We start from the raw sequence: 14,655 nt of genomic DNA on the forward strand, positions 1-14,655 counted from the left end.
TGACCAGCATCTGGTATGGTGGCGTCCGCAATGGAGCGCCTGTTCGGAGGGCAGCTTGGCTACTTTCGTGAAATATCTGGTGCTGGCGCCGCTGATCGTCATTCTGGCGCTGGTGGCCGTCGCCAACCGGGCGCCGGTGACGTTCTCACTGGATCCGTTCGCGTCCGGCGCTCCAAGCGTCGGCTTCTCAGCGCCGCTCTATGTGATCGTGCTGGGCGCCGTCGCCATCGGCGTGGCGCTCGGCGGCTTCGCCTCCTGGCTGGTTCAGGGACGCCATCGTCGCGCCGCCCGCGCCAACCGCAAGCAGGTGGAGCGGCTGGAAGCAGAGGCAGCCCGTCTGCGGGCGCAGACCGGCCAGAGCGGGCAGGGGCGGCTGGCGCGCTAGCGGAATGAAGGCGGCGTCTGCATCCCCCTTCATGCGGCGGACGAACGCCAGATTCATGGTTTGGTTTTAAAATCAATAATTTATAACTTTTTTGCTCCCGTATTTCGCCCCGCTACCCTGCGCGGGGAGTGTGAATGTCGACGGCGGGCCAGCGGAACGCAGCTGGCGATATGGTTGCCGGAAAGGCCCTGTGCTTCGGGCCAGGCGTATCTGGCGGCTGTCCGTACGTTTTTTCCCGACATGCGCCAGGGCGCTTTTCCGATCGGCCAGGCCGGCGCCCCATGTCACGGTCGGGCGCAGCCTCCTCCCGTTTCACCGGTGTTCGCGCGGAGCGCCCGGCGCTGCATCTCGCGCATCGTTGCGTCCGCCGCAGGACTTGCGGGCTTTTCATGGCTTCATGGGGCCGCATCGGCGACCGGTCCTGCGCCCGGCCCACGCCCGCCTCCTCTGATGGTTCCCCCTGGCAAGCGGTTTCAGGCGCCATCCAGAGAAAGCGTGCGTTAAACTTAATGGCCGGTAAAGCTGGCCCGGCGGTCCTGCCTGGTTAAAGTCTCCTTAACGGCGCTTTCGCGGCTTCCACGCGCGTGGACAGGCGGAGCGCGGCGGAATGTTCTTGCCGGGGATGACGTCAACCATGTCAGCTGTCGCCACGCCTGTGCCGTTCGGCGCGCGCTACGCCACCACGTCGGGGTTTGTGGCCCTGTTCAGCGAAGCCAACAGCCTGGTGGAGGAGACTGCGGCCTACCTCGACGGGGCGGGGCGTCAGGACGCGGCGCTGCTCGAAGCGGGCGCGGCCCACGCCTACGCCCAGGAAGGCATGCGCCTGACCACGCGGCTGATGCGGCTGATGAGCTGGCTGATCCTGCGGCGGGCGGTGGCCGACGGCGACATGACGCCGGAGGAGGCCGACGTTGAGCGACGCAAGAGCATGGGCTTCGTGGAGCCGACCCCGACCCTGGAAACCATCGCCATCCTGCCGGAGACCCTTGGGGCGCTGATCGGCGCCGCCGCCCGTCTGGAACTGCGCATTCTTCATATCGACGCCAGCGAGGCGCTCGATGCGCCGCGCCCCTCGCCGGTGCGACGGGAGCTCAGTTTGCTGCGCGCCGCCTTCAGCGGCCAGCCCCAGGCGCCGGCGCGCAAGGCGTCGCGCGGCCTCGTGGCGCCCCCGGCGGTGAACGCCAATGGCGACTATGGCTCGGGGCAGATGATGGGGGCCTGAGGCCGTTTGATCCTGATCCTGCAGGGAGCGCTGGCGTTGTCCGGCGCTTTTTTCGTTTCCGGCCCGGCCTGCCTGCTTCCCCGGCTGGCAGATGCTTCCGAGCGATGCAGGCACAAAAAAACCCCGGCGAGGCCGGGGTTTTTCATCCAGTCCGGAGCAGGAGCTTACTTCTTGCCGAAGCTCAGGCCGCCGAACTTGTTGGTGAAGCGCGACACGCGGCCGCCACGGTCCATCAGCTGCTGCGAACCGCCAGTCCACGCCGGGTGCGAAGACGGGTCGATGTCGAGGTTCATGGTGTCGCCTTCCTTGCCCCAGGTGGAGCGGGTGACGAATTCCGTGCCATTGGTCATCGTGACCTTGATGGTGTGGTACTGGGGGTGGGTGTCAGGCTTCATAACCACATCCTCATGCCCCGCCCGACAACGGGGCAGGCGAATACGTGTCTGGAAAATATCCGAATTGCCGGCTCGTATAGCCTGGCGAACGGCCCATGACAAGGCGTTGACGCCCTTGCCGGCTGCACAGAACGCGGATTTGTCACAGCGCCGCAGATCCGCCGCCGCCGCGCGCCCTGTCGCTGGACACGTTGTCGCTGATTGCGCACGCGTTGGGGTTCGGGTGTATACGGGGCCGGTAATTCCGGCGGCGCCGGAGAGGCGGCGACGAACCGGTCGTGCGCCCGGCGTGGCCCCGCATGCGCGCCGCATTGACGCGCATGGCAGCAAATGACCGGCTTCCGGCAGGGTGGATCATGAGCAACGACACCGTGGGCGCAGCGCCGTCGCCGGCAGAAGCGGGGCGAAAGAGCCGCCGCGCAGATTTCTCGGCCTTGCGCGCCATCTGGCCGTTCGCCGTCGCCTATCGTGGCCGCATGCTCGCCGCGCTGGTCGCGCTGATCGTCGCGGCGGCGGCGACGCTGGCGTTGCCAGTGGCGGTGCGGCGTCTGGTGGACTTCGGCTTCGATCCCCGGCAGGGCAATTTCAATTCCTATTTTCTTGGCCTCGGCGGCGTCGCGCTGGTGCTGGCGATCGCCAGCGCCGCCCGGTACTACCTGGTCATGACGCTGGGCGAGCGCGTTGTGGCCGACGTCCGGGCGGCGGTGTTCCGCCATCTCACCGGTCTCGACGCGGCGTTTTTCGACAGCGTGAAGAGCGGCGAGGTGGTGTCGCGGCTGACGGCCGACACCACGCAGATCAAGGCGACCTTCGGCGCCAGCGCCTCGGTGCTGTTGCGCAATCTGTTCATGTTCCTTGGCGCCGCCGTGATGATGGTGGTGACCAGCCCGCGCCTGTCGCTGCTGGTGCTGGGGGCGATCCCGCTGATCGTGCTGCCGCTGATCTTTTCCGGTCGCGGCGTCAGCCGCCGCTCGCGCGCGGCGCAGGACCGGCTGGCCGACGCCTCCGCCTATGCGGTGGAGGCCATCGGCGCCGCGCGGACCATGCAGGCCTTTGGCGCAGAGCAGGCGACGGCGCGGCGCTTCGGCGCGGCTTCCGAGTTTGCCTTTGGCGCGGCCCGTGACGCGATTGGCGCGCGCGCCCTGCTCACCGGCTTCGCCATCTTCCTGATCAGCGCCAGCGTGGTGGGCGTGCTGTGGTATGGCGCCCACGACGTGTTGACGGGCGGCATGAGCGCTGGCCGGCTGTCGCAGTTCCTGTTGTTCGCGGTGTTGGCCGCCAGCGCGCTGGGGCAACTGAGCGAGGTATGGAGCGAGATCGCCCAGGCTGCTGGCGCTGCGGGGCGGCTGGGCGAACTGCTGGCGACGCGGGCGACCATCGCCGCGCCGGCGACGCCTGTCGCGATGCCGTCGCCGGCGCGCGGCGAGCTCACCTTTGACGATGTCAGCTTCTCCTATCCCGGCCGGCCGGACGACAGGGCCCTGCGCGGCGTCAGCTTCACCGCCGCGCCAGGGGAGCGCATCGCCATCGTCGGCCCCTCTGGCGCCGGAAAAACCACCATCATCCAGCTTGCGCTGCGGTTTTATGATCCGGCCAGGGGGGCGATCCGCGTCGATGGCGTCGACGCCCGCGCCGCCGACCCCGCCGACTGGCGCGCCAGCTTTGCGCTGGTGGCGCAGGACCCGGTGATTTTTGGAGCCAGCGTCGCCGACAACATCCGCTATGGCCGGCCGGACGCCAGCGACGCGCAGGTGCGCGAGGCCGCCCGCTTCGCCGCCGCCGACGGCTTCATTTCGGCTCTGCCGGACGGCTACGCCACCGGGCTCGGCGAGCGCGGCGTCACCCTCTCCGGCGGCCAGCGCCAGCGCATCGCCATTGCCCGCGCCGTGCTGAAGGACGCGCCAATCCTGCTGCTTGACGAGGCGACCTCGGCTCTCGACGCGGAAAGCGAACGGCTGGTGCAGGACGCGTTCGACCGGCTGATGGTCGCCCGCACCACGCTGGTGGTGGCGCACCGCCTGGCGACCGTGCTCTCGGCCGATCGCATCCTCGTCATGGACGGCGGCGTGCTGGCGGAGCAGGGGACGCACGCGGAGCTCACGGCAGCCGGCGGTCTCTACGCCCGGCTGGCGCGGTTGCAGTTCGGCGGCCGGAGCGACGCGGCCTGAGCAACAGCCTCATCCCGCGCTCCCGCAAAGTGAACGCCACGAGGCGTTCACGGCAGGTGGCGGCGGGTTTCCAGAAACCGCCTCAGCGCTCCGTCAGTTTCATCTCGATGCGGCGGTTGCGGGCGCGGGCCTGGTCGCTGTCGCCCAGCTCCAGCGGCTGATATTCGCCGAAACCGGCGGCCAGCAGGCGTTGCGGCGGCACGCCCTTGCTGGCCAGGTATTGCACCACGGCGATGGCGCGGGCGGCGGACAGTTCCCAGTTGCTCCTGAACTGGCCCGCGCCGGACAACGGCCGGTCGTCGGTGTGGCCATCGACGCGCAGCACCCAGGGGATGTCGGCGGGAATGGTGCGGGTCAGCCCGGTGATGGCGCTGGCGATCTTGTCGAGCTCCGCGTGGCCGCGCGGGCTGAGCGTGGCCGATCCGGTGTCGAACAGCACCTCTGACTGGAAGACGAAACGGTCGCCGACAATGCGGATGTCGTCGCGCTCGCCGAGAATCTGGCGCAGGCGGCCGAAGAAGTCCGAACGGTAGCGCGCCAGCTCCTGCACGCGCTGGGCCAGCGCCACATTGAGCCGGCTTCCGAGGTCGGCGATGCGGGCCTGGCTTTCCTTGTCGCGCGCCTCCGAGGCGGACAGCGCCTGCTCCAGCGCCGCCAGCTGGCTGCGCAGCGCCGCCATCTGCTGGTTCAGCAATTCAACCTGCGACAGGGCGTTGGCGGAAATCTGCTTCTGCGCGTCCAGCTCGCCGGTCACCGCGCCAAGGCGGCCGGTCGCGCCGGCGGCGCCGTCAGCCAGGCCCTGCAGACGCGCTTTTTCAGCGTCGAGCGCGGCGAGGGAGCTGCGCAACCGGTCCAGCTCCAGCATCTGGCTGCGGCCACGGGACTTCTCCAGCGCCAGCAGTTCGGTCAGCTCCGAAATCTGCCGGTTGAGCCGGGTCAGGGCCGAATCCTTGCCGCTGATCTCCTGCCCCAGGTAGTACTGGAGCATGGCGAAGATCGACAGCATGAACACCACGGCCAGCACCAGCGTCGACAGGGCGTCAACGAAGCCGGGCCAGTAATCGAGAGAGCGCCGCTCGCGGCGGCCGCGCGCCAGCTGGGCCATCATTCGGCTCCGGAGCGCAGGCGGAGCAGGTGGTCGAGCGAGGCCTGGATGCGGCGCTGCTGCTCGGCCTGGGATTCCACCCAGTCGCGGATCAGCTGCTGCTCACGGCGCATGTTTTGCACCAGATCGGTGATGCCGTCGGCGAGACGGCCAATGGCCGGATCTGGCTGGGGGGCGACGGCGGGCAGTCCAGGCTCACGGCGTGCGGCCAGCGCATCGGCCGCCTGCCTGGCGGCTTCCTGCGCCGCGCGTCCATGGCTGGAAAGGCTGTGAGTGGCGTTGACGAGGGCGGCGCTGGCGGCGGTGATGTTCTCGTTGAGCTGGCCCAGCTCGCCCAGCAGCGCCCCCGACGGCGCGCCGTTTTCATCGATCGGCGATGAGGCGAGGCCATGGGCCAGCCATTCCTCCAGACCGTTGTAGAACCGTCCCTGGGCCTGGCCGAGCTGCAGGTCGAGAAAGCCCAGCACCAGTGAGCCAGCGAGGCCGAACAGCGACGATGAGAACGAAATGCCCATGCCGGAGAGCGGCGCCGCGAGGCCGGCCTTCAGTTCCTCCAGCAACACGCCGGCTTCGCCGCCACCGCGCATGGCCTTGATGACGCCGCCGACCGAACTCACTGTTTCCAGCAGACCCCAGAAGGTGCCGAGCAGGCCGAGGAACACCAGCAGGCCGGCGAGATAACGCAGGATGTCGCGGGCGTCATCGAGGCGGAAGGCGATGGAATCGAGAATCGCCCGCATCAGCGTGGCGTTGAGCGGGGTTTTCTCGTCGGCCAGCATGGCGGCGACGGGCCTGACCAGCGACGGCGGATTGCGGCTGGCGCGCAGTTGCTCGCCAGGGCGGCGGCTGGCCCAATGGGCGTTGATCCAGCCGGCGGCGATGAACAGCCGGGCGACCTGGGCGAGCGCCAGCACAATGCCAACGGTGAGACAGACGCCAATGAGGCCGTTCAGGCCCGGATTGTTGAGGAACGCCGCGCGCACCGGCTGTTGCAGGATCCAGGTCAGGAAGCCGACGAGGATCAGGAACACCGCCATGCGCACGAGGTGGATGCGCGGCGTCCGGACTATGGTCTGCTCGGTCCCGTCCATTCCGCCCCCGTCTCCATGTTTCCGCCGCGCCGCCCGCTACGGCGCTGGCCGATGTAATCACGCCCGGCTGTGATGCGCGACCCGTCGCGGGCGAACTCACCGGAATTTTTCGTGAGGTGCGCGCTGCACGCTCCGCCCCTGTCGCGGCTGCCAGCTGAGACGTTGCTACAGGAGACATGGCGGCGAATGCGCCTCGGCCATCCGGGCAGGGCGGTGTCCGGATGGGCTGGTTGACTTCTGGCAGGCGCAACAAAAAGCCCTCCGGCGCGGCCGGAAGGCTGGTCGTTCAGATCATCGCAAACCTGACCGGCGCTCATGCGCCCTTCGCGGCCGAGGCCGGATTGGCGCGACGGATGATCTTTAGCAGTTCGCGATGGATATATTCGTTGCCGCAGGCGACGGCGCCGACCCTGGCCGGATCATCGCCGCCTTCCGGATCGGAGGCGAAGCCGCCCGCCTCGCGCAGGATGCACAGGCCGGCCATCATGTCCCACGACTTGAGATTGCGCTCCCAATAGGCGTCGGCGCGGCCGGCGGCGACATAGCACAGGTCGAGCGCCGCCGAGCCCTGGCGGCGGATGCCAGCGAAGTTCACCATCATGTGCGACAGCTCGCGCAGGAAACGCTCATGATCGCCGCGGCCGATGTGCGGAATGCCGCACAGCAGCACGGCCTGATCCAGCGACTGGCGGCCGGCGACGCGCAGGCGACGGTTGTTCAGGAAGGCGCCCTTGCCCTTTTCAGCAATGAACCATTCATCGCTGATGGGGTTGTAAACCACGCCGGCCACCGGCTGGCCGTCGCGCTCCAGCCCCACCGAAATGGCGAAGTGCGGCAGGCCGTGCAGGAAGTTGGTGGTGCCGTCGAGCGGGTCGACGTGCCAGCGGTGGGTGGCGTCGGAGCCTTCGATGACGCCGCCTTCCTCCAGCACGAAACCGTAGCCGGGACGAGCCTTCTCCAGAGCGGCGCGCAGGATGTCCTCGGCCTTGCGGTCGGCCGCCGAGACGAAATCGCCGGGACCCTTGCGCGACACCTGCAACTGCTCGACCTCGCCGAAATCACGCTTCAGCGAACGGGCCGCCTTGGTTACGGCGTCGGTCATGACGGTCATCAGGGGGGAACGGATCATGGTGCGGGCTCGTTCAGGTCAGGCGCCGCGAGTGAGGGGCGCCGCATTGCCAGGGCGTTCCAGTGAAACAGGCTCACGGCGGAACGCCTTATCGATGGGTTGGCGCATCGTCCAGGCGAACGGTGGAAGCCACCTTCGCCGGAGACGCTTTGATGGACCGGCCAAAACACAGGATGCCTCCGGACGGCGTGGCGAAAGCCCGTCCAGAGGAATCCGGCGCGGACCGGAATATGTTGGGGACGACAGATTGTGAACCATGTGCCCCGCGCGCGGCGGGGCGTCAAGCGCCGGAACTACTGGGTGGCGCCGACCAGAGGCTCCCGGTGCTTCGCGGCGAAGGCTTCGGCCTTGCTGCGCTCGGCCGGAGTCAGGCCCTTCAGCGCTTCATCGAGCCAGGCGTCGTCCAGCCCCTGACTGGAGGCGAGCAGATGCCAGCCGGCGGCCTCGATCAAGTTGCGTTGCACCCCGCGGCCGACGGTGAGCAGACGGGCGATGCGGTTCTGGGCCACCGCGTTGCCGTCCAGAGCCGCCTTCAGGAACAGGCGCGCGGCGCCGGTTTCGTTCTTGTGCACGCCGTTGCCGTTGAACAGGGCGATTGCATACTCCACCTCCGCCGCCAGCAGCCGGTTCTCCGCCGCCTGACGCAACAATTGCGTGGCGCGGATGTCGTCCGCCGCGGCGCCGCGCCCTTTCCGGTAAAGCGTGGCGAGCATGTACTGTGCTTCCGGCGTCTCGGCCTCGGCGGCGCGCTGCAGCAGTTTCACGGCCTCGCGGTCAGCCTCGGGGGAGCCAGCGGACAGGCGGACCAGGGCCAGATTGTAGCAGGCGGAGGCGTCGCCCGCGGCGGCGGCCTTCTCCAGCAACCGCTTGCCTTCGGCATCGTTTTTGTCAACGCCGCGACCTTGCAGGGTCATCATGGCGAGGGAAAACGTCGCTGCGGCCGAGCCGGCCTTGTCAGCTTGAGCATACCAGTGCGCCGCCTTGGCCAGGTCGAGCGGCGCGCCGAGGCCACGCTCATACAGCAGGCCGAGCAGGGTCGCGGCCGAAGCGTCGCGCGGGTTGGCCTTCAGCCGCGCCTCGGCTTCCTTCATCGCTGTCGCGTAATAGCCGCGCTGATAGGCGCCGTAGGCTGCGTCCGCGCCCGGCGGCGGTTTCAGCTTCGGTTGCGCCTTGGCCTTGGCCTGACCTGGCTCTGACAGGCCGGCGTCGGCAAGGCCGGCGTCGATGGCGTTGGGCAGTTGCGGGCCGTTGACCAGCCGTTCGCCCGTCACGGGCGCCGGCGGCGGGGCCGGCTGGGTGAATGAAGGCGCGCCCGGCTTGCCCGGCTGCAGGGATGGGCGGGGCATGGCGACGCCGTCCTGCGGCAACACCGGCACCTGGGCGCCAGATGGCGCTTCGAAGGCTCTCTGGGCGGTGGCGGGAGCGGCGGCGCCGAGCGCCAGCGCCAGCGAGATGGCCGCGCGGGAAAGTTTGGGCGCTGTCATGCGGTCGCGACCTCCGTGCTTGCCAGAATTTGCGCCGCCTGCCGCACAGCGGCCGCCACGTCGCCTTCGAACGCCCAGGGGCCGAGGGCGACGAACTCCGCGCCTGTGGCGGCGAGGGGGCCAACCTGATCCATGGAGCTGGCGTAGGCGACGCAGGGCGTGGCGAAGACGCCGGCCCACCATTCGGCCTGCTCCAGCGTGGCGTCGCTGTCCTGATCCGGACCGCCGAACATCAGATAGTCCACATTGGCCTCGCCGGCGATCATGGCGTTGTGGCGCATTTCGGCGCCTGCAACGCTGACGCCGACCACGCGATCCGGCTGCAATGTCTCCAGCGCCTGCTCCAGGGTTTCCTGATCGGGCGCGGTGAGGTGGACGCCGTCGGCGCCGCCGCGAACCGCCGCCTGCGGGGAGGCGTCAACCAGCACCGCTGCGCCGTGCTGCTGGGCGACGGGCGCCAGCTGCTTGATGCGGTTGATCTGGGCGCGGTCGTCCGCCGGGGCGAGGCGCAACAGCAGGGCGGCTGTCTCGCCGGCGCCGCATGCGGCTTCGAGCGCAGGCGCAAAGGTCGCGGCGTCGTTGACCACCGGAGTGACGAGATAGAGGCGGGCGGTGTCTGTCATCGATCATGTTCCAGAAGCATTTGCCGGCGAGGCGGGCCAGGGCGGCGTCGTTTCGCTGGAAATGCTTCATTTCAGGAGCCAGGGCAAATTCCGGTCCGGCCGGTTCAACCCTGATAGCATTCTTCGCCCGCCGGATGCATCCGCCAGCGGGAGACCCTGGCGAACTGGCGGGGGGATGCAGGTCTGCTCCATGGACGTCAAACAAGGCGGAAATGGCGCCGGTCGATCGCAGACAGGCGGGCGGCGCCGGCGACAAGCGTTGTCGCCGGACAGGCTGGCGCGGGAAGATGCCGTTCCGGGAGACAGATGACGGACGGTGGAGCCCGTATGGCTACCTGCACTCTTGCCATAGTGCAGGACGCGGTGCGGCCATTCGTATGGCGACGGGGCGTGCTGGGGCAAAAAGTTCTGGCTGGCGGCATTGCGGCTGACCGGATTGGCCGGCTGGATGTCTGGCGCGGCGAGCGCGACTGGATCGTCGGCGTCGCGGGGGGCGCCGGCGTGCATGCCGCTGGCGCTGACGGCGCTGATCTGGCTGGCGCATTATCAGCAATACGGTGGGGCGGTTCCAACGGATGCCGGAGCCCGACTGCGCGGATCGCAATCGGTGACGGGGGAATCGGCATTGTGTCCGGACCCGGCTCCGGCGTGCTGGCGTGGACGGCGACGCCGGGTATGGCGGCGTCCGGGCTATCTGATGATGTTCACTGACCCGGCCCAGTTCAACATTATCCCGATGGATGGCCTCGCGGCGGAGAACATCGCCAGATTGCGCGCCGCTGGAAGCATTCGCCATCTCTGACGGTGCAAAGAAAAACCCGCGCCGGAGCGCGGGTTCTGATGGCCATGACGGCGCGATAACGCGCCGCCGGATCTGGCGGTCCTGGAATCAGCCTTCCAGGCCCTTGTTCCATTCGCCCTTCGAGGCGAGGCCGTTCATGCGGGCGCGGTGAGCGAAAGCCTGCTGGGCCGCAGCGACGTTCTCCTGCTTGCCGGCCCAGGCCTTCTGCGGGGCAGCCTGCAGGGCGCGGCCATAGCTGAAGGTCATCTTCCAGGGGAAGCCGCCGAGCTTGTTCATGGCGTCGAGGTGCGCGGTGGCGTCGACGTCGCTCTGGCCGCCCGACAGATAGGCGATGCCCGGCACGGCGGACGGCACGGTGCGCTTCAGGACCTTGATGGTCTCCTCGGCGACCTGCGCGACCGAAGCCTGCTGCGGGCACTTCTTGCCGGAGATGATCATGTTCGGCTTCAGCACGATGCCTTCCAGCGCCACGCGGGCGTAGAACAGCTGCTGGAAGACTTCCTTCAGCGCCCACTCGGTGACTTCGGCGCAACGCTCGATGGTGTGGTCGCCGTCCATCAGCACTTCCGGCTCGACGATCGGGACGATCTGCGCTTCCTGGCACAGGGCGGCGTAGCGGGCCAGGGCCTGGGCGTTGGCGTTGATGCAGTTCCAGCTCGGGATGCCCGGGGCGATGTCGATCACCGCGCGCCATTTGGCGAAGCGTGCGCCGAGCTTGTAGTACTCGGCCAGGCGCTCGCGCAGGCCGTCGAGGCCTTCGGTGACGGTCTCGCCGGGGCTGAACGGCAGCGGCTTGGCGCCAGCGTCGACCTTGATGCCCGGGATCGAGCCGGCCTGCTCGATGACGCGGGCAAGCGGCGTGCCGTCCCTGGCGTTCTGGCGCAGGGTCTCGTCATAGAGGATGACGCCGGAGATGTTGTTGGTCATCGCGTCGGTGGCGCGGAACATCAGCTCGCGGTAGTCGCGGCGGTTCTCTTCCGTCGATTCCACATTGATGGCGTCAAAGCGCTTCTTGATGGTGCCGGAGCTCTCGTCGGCGGCCAGGATGCCCTTGCCGGGCGCGACCATCGCTTCAGCGACCTTGTTCAGTTCAGCAAGATTCATTGTGTGTCCTCCGGATGGATCGGGGGCCCCGCCATCGCCTGCCGGCGTGCGGGCGTCCCGGTCATGGTGCGGAAGCGCCAGCCCCCTGGCGCGTCCGGTTGATGCGGTTTACGGCGCCGGGAGCGCGGGGCTTCGCCCATGCGCGCGCCGGCGAAGAAATTCAGGCCTTGCGCAGGGCCTCGACGCCAGGCAGCGCCTTGCCTTCCAGCCATTCCAGGAAGGCCCCTCCGGCCGTCGAGACATAGCTGAAGTCGTCCGCCACGCCGGCGTGATTGAGCGCCGCGACGGTGTCGCCGCCGCCCGCCACCGACATCAGCTTGCCGGCCCTGGTGCGCGCCGCCGCATGCTGGGCCGCCGCGACGGTGCCGCGATCGAACGGCGCGATTTCGAAAGCGCCAAACGGGCCGTTCCACACCAGGGTGGCCGCGTCGTCGATTACCGCGCGCACGCGATCAATGGACAACTCGCCGACGTCCAGGATCATGCCGTCGGCCGGGATGGCGTCAACGCCATAGGTCTGCGACGGGGCGCCCGCTGCGAATTCCTTCGCCACCACGGCGTCGACGGGCAGCACGATGGCGCAATTGCTTTTCTGCGCCGCGGCGAGAATGCGCAGGGCGGTGTCGGCCAGATCCTTCTCCGCCAGCGACTTGCCGACAGCCAGGCCCTGGGCCAGCAGGAACGTGTTGGCCATGCCGCCGCCGATAATCAGCGCGTCGACCTTGCCGACGAGGTTCTCCAGCAGGTCAATCTTGCTCGACACCTTGGCGCCGCCGACCACGGCGACGATGGGGTGAACCGGCTTCTCAAGCGCCTTTGTCAGCGCGTCCAGTTCGGCCTGCATGGTGCGGCCGGCGTAGGCGGGCAGCACGCGGGCAAGGCCCTCGGTGGAGGCGTGGGCGCGGTGGGCGGCGGAAAACGCGTCGTTCACGTAAACGTCGCCATTGGCGGCGAGCGCCTTGACGAACTCCGGATCGTTCTTCTCTTCGCCGGCGTGGAAACGGGTGTTCTCCAGCAGGAGCACCTGGCCGTCGCCCAGCCGGGCCACGGCGTCAGCCGCGGCGGAGCCGATGCAGTCGTCAGCGAAGGCGACGTCCTGGCCGAGATGGCTGGCGAGGGCGGCGGCGATCGGCTTCAGGCTGTCCTTGTCGCTGCGCTGGCCCTTGGGACGGCCGAAATGCGCGAGCAGGATGACCTTGCCGCCAGCCTTCACGATTTCCTGGATCGTGGGCAGGATCCGCTCAATGCGGGTGGCGTCGGTGACGCGGCCGTTCTCGACCGGAACATTCAGGTCGACGCGCAGCAGAACGCGCTTTCCGGCGAGGTCCGCGTCATCGAGCGTGCGAAATGTCATGGAGCTTATCCTGTCAGTCCAAAGCGCTGGACAAGGGCGATGAGGGCCGCGGCGATCACGCCAGCCAGAATGGCGGCGACGATCAGCGAAGGGAAGCCGGGCAGCATGCGCAGGCGGGAATAAACCCGATCGACCGATTCCTGGCTGGCCAGCACGCCGGTGACGCCGGTGTTGTGCTCGATGCGGTCTTCCATGCGCAGGACCTGCGCCTCGGAACGGGCCAGCTTTTCCTCGATGCGGGCGAGCTTGTCCTCAAGCCGGGCCAGCTGGTCAGCGGAAGGGGCGGCGGCGTCGCCGGCTGGTTGCGCGGAAGCTTCCGGCTTCGACGCGGGCGTGACGGAAGCGGGGAAGGAGGGAGCCTCCGGTTCAACGCGGCTGGAGGAACTGGCGCTCATGGGTTGTCTCCTGGGTTCCTTGCGGCGGCGGATCAGATCGCGCCAGTTGAGGCGTCTTCCAGCGGAGCGGATCGCCCGGCGTCCGGAAAATGCGTCGCTTCAAAAAGATAGCGCCTTCGCAGGTCAGGCTGGGCCGGTGGGACCTGGGTGCCTGGCTTCCTGGCGATCTTGCTGTTACCCCCACGCCGGACCGCTTCACGCATCGCGGGCGAAAAACCGGCGTCCCCGAAAGACATCTGGCGCAACCCGGGGGTCGCGCCAGACTGCTTTGACGTTGGTCAGATCAGCTTCGCCATGGCGACAGCGGTGTCGGACATGCGGTTGGAGAAGCCCCACTCGTTGTCGTACCAGGACATCACGCGCACCAGGTTGCCTTCCAGCACCTTGGTCTGGTCGAGGTGGAAGATCGACGAGGCCGGATGGTGGTTGAAGTCGATGGAAACGTTAGGCTCATCGGTGTAGGCCAGCACGCCCTTCAGGGCGCCGTTGGCGGCGGCCTTGATGGCGTCGTTGATCTCGGCGACCGAGGTGGCCTTCTTCGCGATGAACTTGAAGTCGACGACCGAAACGTTCGGGGTCGGCACGCGCACCGAGGTGCCGTCCAGCTTGCCGTTCAGCTCCGGCAGCACCAGGCCGACGGCCTTGGCGGCGCCGGTGGAGGTCGGGATCATCGACAGGGCCGCCGCGCGGGCGCGGTACAGGTCCTTGTGCATCTGGTCCAGCGACGGCTGGTCGTTGGTGTAGGCGTGGATCGTGGTCATGAAGCCCTTCTCAATGCCAACGAGGTCATTGAGAACCTTGGCGACCGGAGCCAGGCAGTTGGTGGTGCACGAGGCGTTCGAGACCACGATGTGGTCCTTCGTCAGCTTGTCGTGATTGACGCCGTAAACCACGGTCAGGTCGGCGTTGTCGGCCGGAGCCGACACCAGCACGCGCTTGGCGCCGGCCTTGAGGTGAGCCGAGGCCTTGTCCTTCGAGGTGAAAATGCCGGTGCACTCGAAGGCGATGTCGACGTTGAGGGCGGCGTGCGGCAGCTCGGCCGGATCGCGCACGGCGGTGACCTTGATGGCCTTGCCGTTGATGACGATGGCGTCGCCCTCGACCTTCACGTCAGCCGGGAAGCGGCCGTGCACCGAGTCATAGCGCAGCAGGTGAGCGTTGGTCTCAACCGGGCCCAGGTCGTTGATGGCCACGACCTCGACGTCAGTGCGGCCGGACTCGACGATGGCGCGCAGCACGTTGCGGCCAATGCGTCCGAACCCGTTGATGGCAACCCGAACCGTCATCTTGAAACTCCTCGTCCTCTGGGCGCTCCGGAGCGGCGCTCCGGGCGGATCGGCGCAAAATCCGGGACAATCTGCCGGATTTCGCTATATCCCTTTGATTTTATGCATTTTC

14 protein-coding genes are annotated in these 14,655 nt (G+C 68.1%); 4 read left to right on the forward strand and 10 right to left on the reverse strand.

Features of this window, described 5'->3' with window-relative positions:
- Positions 1 to 55: 55 nt before the first annotated feature.
- Both IE243_RS09640 and IE243_RS09645 read left to right on the forward strand, forming a co-directional pair.
- Positions 56 to 385 (forward strand): lipopolysaccharide assembly protein LapA domain-containing protein, encoded by a 330-nt coding sequence (locus IE243_RS09640; protein ID WP_191319134.1) that lies wholly within the window; start codon positions 56 to 58, stop codon positions 383 to 385.
- Between the two features lie 634 nt (positions 386 to 1,019).
- Positions 1,020 to 1,607 carry a DUF1465 family protein gene (locus tag IE243_RS09645; RefSeq protein ID WP_210319824.1) on the forward strand — a complete coding sequence of 196 codons (588 nt, stop codon included), beginning with the start codon at positions 1,020 to 1,022 and terminating at the stop codon, positions 1,605 to 1,607.
- A gap of 164 nt (positions 1,608 to 1,771) precedes the next feature.
- Here IE243_RS09645 and rpmE read toward each other — a convergent pair whose 3' ends face one another.
- Positions 1,772 to 2,002: a 50S ribosomal protein L31 gene (rpmE, locus tag IE243_RS09650; RefSeq protein WP_191319135.1), complete on the reverse strand. Its 231-nt coding sequence runs from the start codon at positions 2,000 to 2,002 to the stop codon at positions 1,772 to 1,774.
- Positions 2,003 to 2,358: 356 nt separating this feature from the next.
- Between rpmE and IE243_RS09655 the strand changes: the two genes are divergently transcribed.
- Complete coding sequence (locus IE243_RS09655) at positions 2,359 to 4,170, forward strand: ABC transporter transmembrane domain-containing protein (RefSeq protein WP_244643026.1); 1,812 nt, start codon at positions 2,359 to 2,361, stop codon at positions 4,168 to 4,170.
- A gap of 82 nt (positions 4,171 to 4,252) precedes the next feature.
- On the opposite strand, the gene IE243_RS09660 is transcribed toward IE243_RS09655, so the two are convergent.
- The 5 genes from IE243_RS09660 to IE243_RS09680 all read right to left on the reverse strand — a co-directional run bounded on the left by IE243_RS09660 (position 4,253) and on the right by IE243_RS09680 (position 9,602).
- Positions 4,253 to 5,275 (reverse strand): peptidoglycan -binding protein, encoded by a 1,023-nt coding sequence (locus IE243_RS09660; RefSeq protein WP_191319212.1) that lies wholly within the window; start codon positions 5,273 to 5,275, stop codon positions 4,253 to 4,255.
- Positions 5,275 to 6,366: a flagellar motor protein MotA gene (locus IE243_RS09665; protein WP_191319137.1), complete on the reverse strand. Its 1,092-nt coding sequence runs from the start codon at positions 6,364 to 6,366 to the stop codon at positions 5,275 to 5,277. The genes IE243_RS09660 and IE243_RS09665 overlap by 1 nt, the downstream gene beginning before the upstream one ends.
- 313 nt (positions 6,367 to 6,679) lie before the next feature.
- Entirely contained in the window at positions 6,680 to 7,495 is an 816-nt protein-coding gene (locus IE243_RS09670) for an inositol monophosphatase family protein (protein WP_191319139.1), read from the reverse strand.
- A gap of 293 nt (positions 7,496 to 7,788) precedes the next feature.
- Positions 7,789 to 8,979 carry a tetratricopeptide repeat protein gene (locus tag IE243_RS09675; RefSeq protein WP_191319140.1) on the reverse strand — a complete coding sequence of 397 codons (1,191 nt, stop codon included), beginning with the start codon at positions 8,977 to 8,979 and terminating at the stop codon, positions 7,789 to 7,791.
- Positions 8,976 to 9,602, reverse strand: a complete 627-nt coding sequence (locus IE243_RS09680) for a thiamine phosphate synthase (protein WP_191319141.1) — start codon at positions 9,600 to 9,602, stop codon at positions 8,976 to 8,978. The genes IE243_RS09675 and IE243_RS09680 overlap by 4 nt, the downstream gene beginning before the upstream one ends.
- 327 nt (positions 9,603 to 9,929) lie before the next feature.
- Between IE243_RS09680 and IE243_RS09685 the strand changes: the two genes are divergently transcribed.
- Entirely contained in the window at positions 9,930 to 10,313 is a 384-nt protein-coding gene (locus tag IE243_RS09685; protein WP_191319142.1) for a hypothetical protein, read from the forward strand.
- A 178-nt stretch (positions 10,314 to 10,491) separates the two neighbouring features.
- Here IE243_RS09685 and IE243_RS09690 read toward each other — a convergent pair whose 3' ends face one another.
- From IE243_RS09690 to gap, 4 genes are all read right to left on the reverse strand, one after another.
- Positions 10,492 to 11,508: a class I fructose-bisphosphate aldolase gene (locus IE243_RS09690; RefSeq protein WP_191319143.1), complete on the reverse strand. Its 1,017-nt coding sequence runs from the start codon at positions 11,506 to 11,508 to the stop codon at positions 10,492 to 10,494.
- Between the two features lie 160 nt (positions 11,509 to 11,668).
- Positions 11,669 to 12,862 (reverse strand): phosphoglycerate kinase, encoded by a 1,194-nt coding sequence (locus IE243_RS09695; protein WP_191319144.1) that lies wholly within the window; start codon positions 12,860 to 12,862, stop codon positions 11,669 to 11,671.
- Positions 12,863 to 12,867: 5 nt separating this feature from the next.
- Positions 12,868 to 13,257, reverse strand: a complete 390-nt coding sequence (locus tag IE243_RS09700; RefSeq protein WP_191319145.1) for a hypothetical protein — start codon at positions 13,255 to 13,257, stop codon at positions 12,868 to 12,870.
- A gap of 278 nt (positions 13,258 to 13,535) precedes the next feature.
- Positions 13,536 to 14,543 carry a type I glyceraldehyde-3-phosphate dehydrogenase gene (gene gap, locus IE243_RS09705; RefSeq protein WP_191319146.1) on the reverse strand — a complete coding sequence of 336 codons (1,008 nt, stop codon included), beginning with the start codon at positions 14,541 to 14,543 and terminating at the stop codon, positions 13,536 to 13,538.
- Positions 14,544 to 14,655 lie beyond the last annotated feature (112 nt).

The organism is Camelimonas fluminis (assembly GCF_014656355.1).
Taxonomy (GTDB): Bacteria; Pseudomonadota; Alphaproteobacteria; order Rhizobiales; family Beijerinckiaceae; genus Camelimonas; species Camelimonas fluminis.

Bases quoted from the DNA above. Each gene is read 5' to 3' on its own strand.
- IE243_RS09645 (WP_210319824.1), top strand. From the start codon at position 1,020: ATGTCAGCTGTCGCCACGCCTGTGCCGTTCGGCGCGCGCTACGCCACC.
- IE243_RS09700 (WP_191319145.1), bottom strand. From the start codon at position 13,257: ATGAGCGCCAGTTCCTCCAGCCGCGTTGAACCGGAGGCTCCCTCCTTC.
- gap (WP_191319146.1), bottom strand. From the start codon at position 14,543: ATGACGGTTCGGGTTGCCATCAACGGGTTCGGACGCATTGGCCGCAAC.
- IE243_RS09695 (WP_191319144.1), bottom strand. From the start codon at position 12,862: ATGACATTTCGCACGCTCGATGACGCGGACCTCGCCGGAAAGCGCGTT.
- IE243_RS09690 (WP_191319143.1), bottom strand. From the start codon at position 11,508: ATGAATCTTGCTGAACTGAACAAGGTCGCTGAAGCGATGGTCGCGCCC.
- IE243_RS09655 (WP_244643026.1), top strand. From the start codon at position 2,359: ATGAGCAACGACACCGTGGGCGCAGCGCCGTCGCCGGCAGAAGCGGGG.
- IE243_RS09680 (WP_191319141.1), bottom strand. From the start codon at position 9,602: ATGACAGACACCGCCCGCCTCTATCTCGTCACTCCGGTGGTCAACGAC.
- IE243_RS09685 (WP_191319142.1), top strand. From the start codon at position 9,930: ATGGCTACCTGCACTCTTGCCATAGTGCAGGACGCGGTGCGGCCATTC.
- IE243_RS09675 (WP_191319140.1), bottom strand. From the start codon at position 8,979: ATGACAGCGCCCAAACTTTCCCGCGCGGCCATCTCGCTGGCGCTGGCG.
- IE243_RS09665 (WP_191319137.1), bottom strand. From the start codon at position 6,366: ATGGACGGGACCGAGCAGACCATAGTCCGGACGCCGCGCATCCACCTC.
- rpmE (WP_191319135.1), bottom strand. From the start codon at position 2,002: ATGAAGCCTGACACCCACCCCCAGTACCACACCATCAAGGTCACGATG.
- IE243_RS09660 (WP_191319212.1), bottom strand. From the start codon at position 5,275: ATGGCCCAGCTGGCGCGCGGCCGCCGCGAGCGGCGCTCTCTCGATTAC.
- IE243_RS09670 (WP_191319139.1), bottom strand. From the start codon at position 7,495: ATGATCCGTTCCCCCCTGATGACCGTCATGACCGACGCCGTAACCAAG.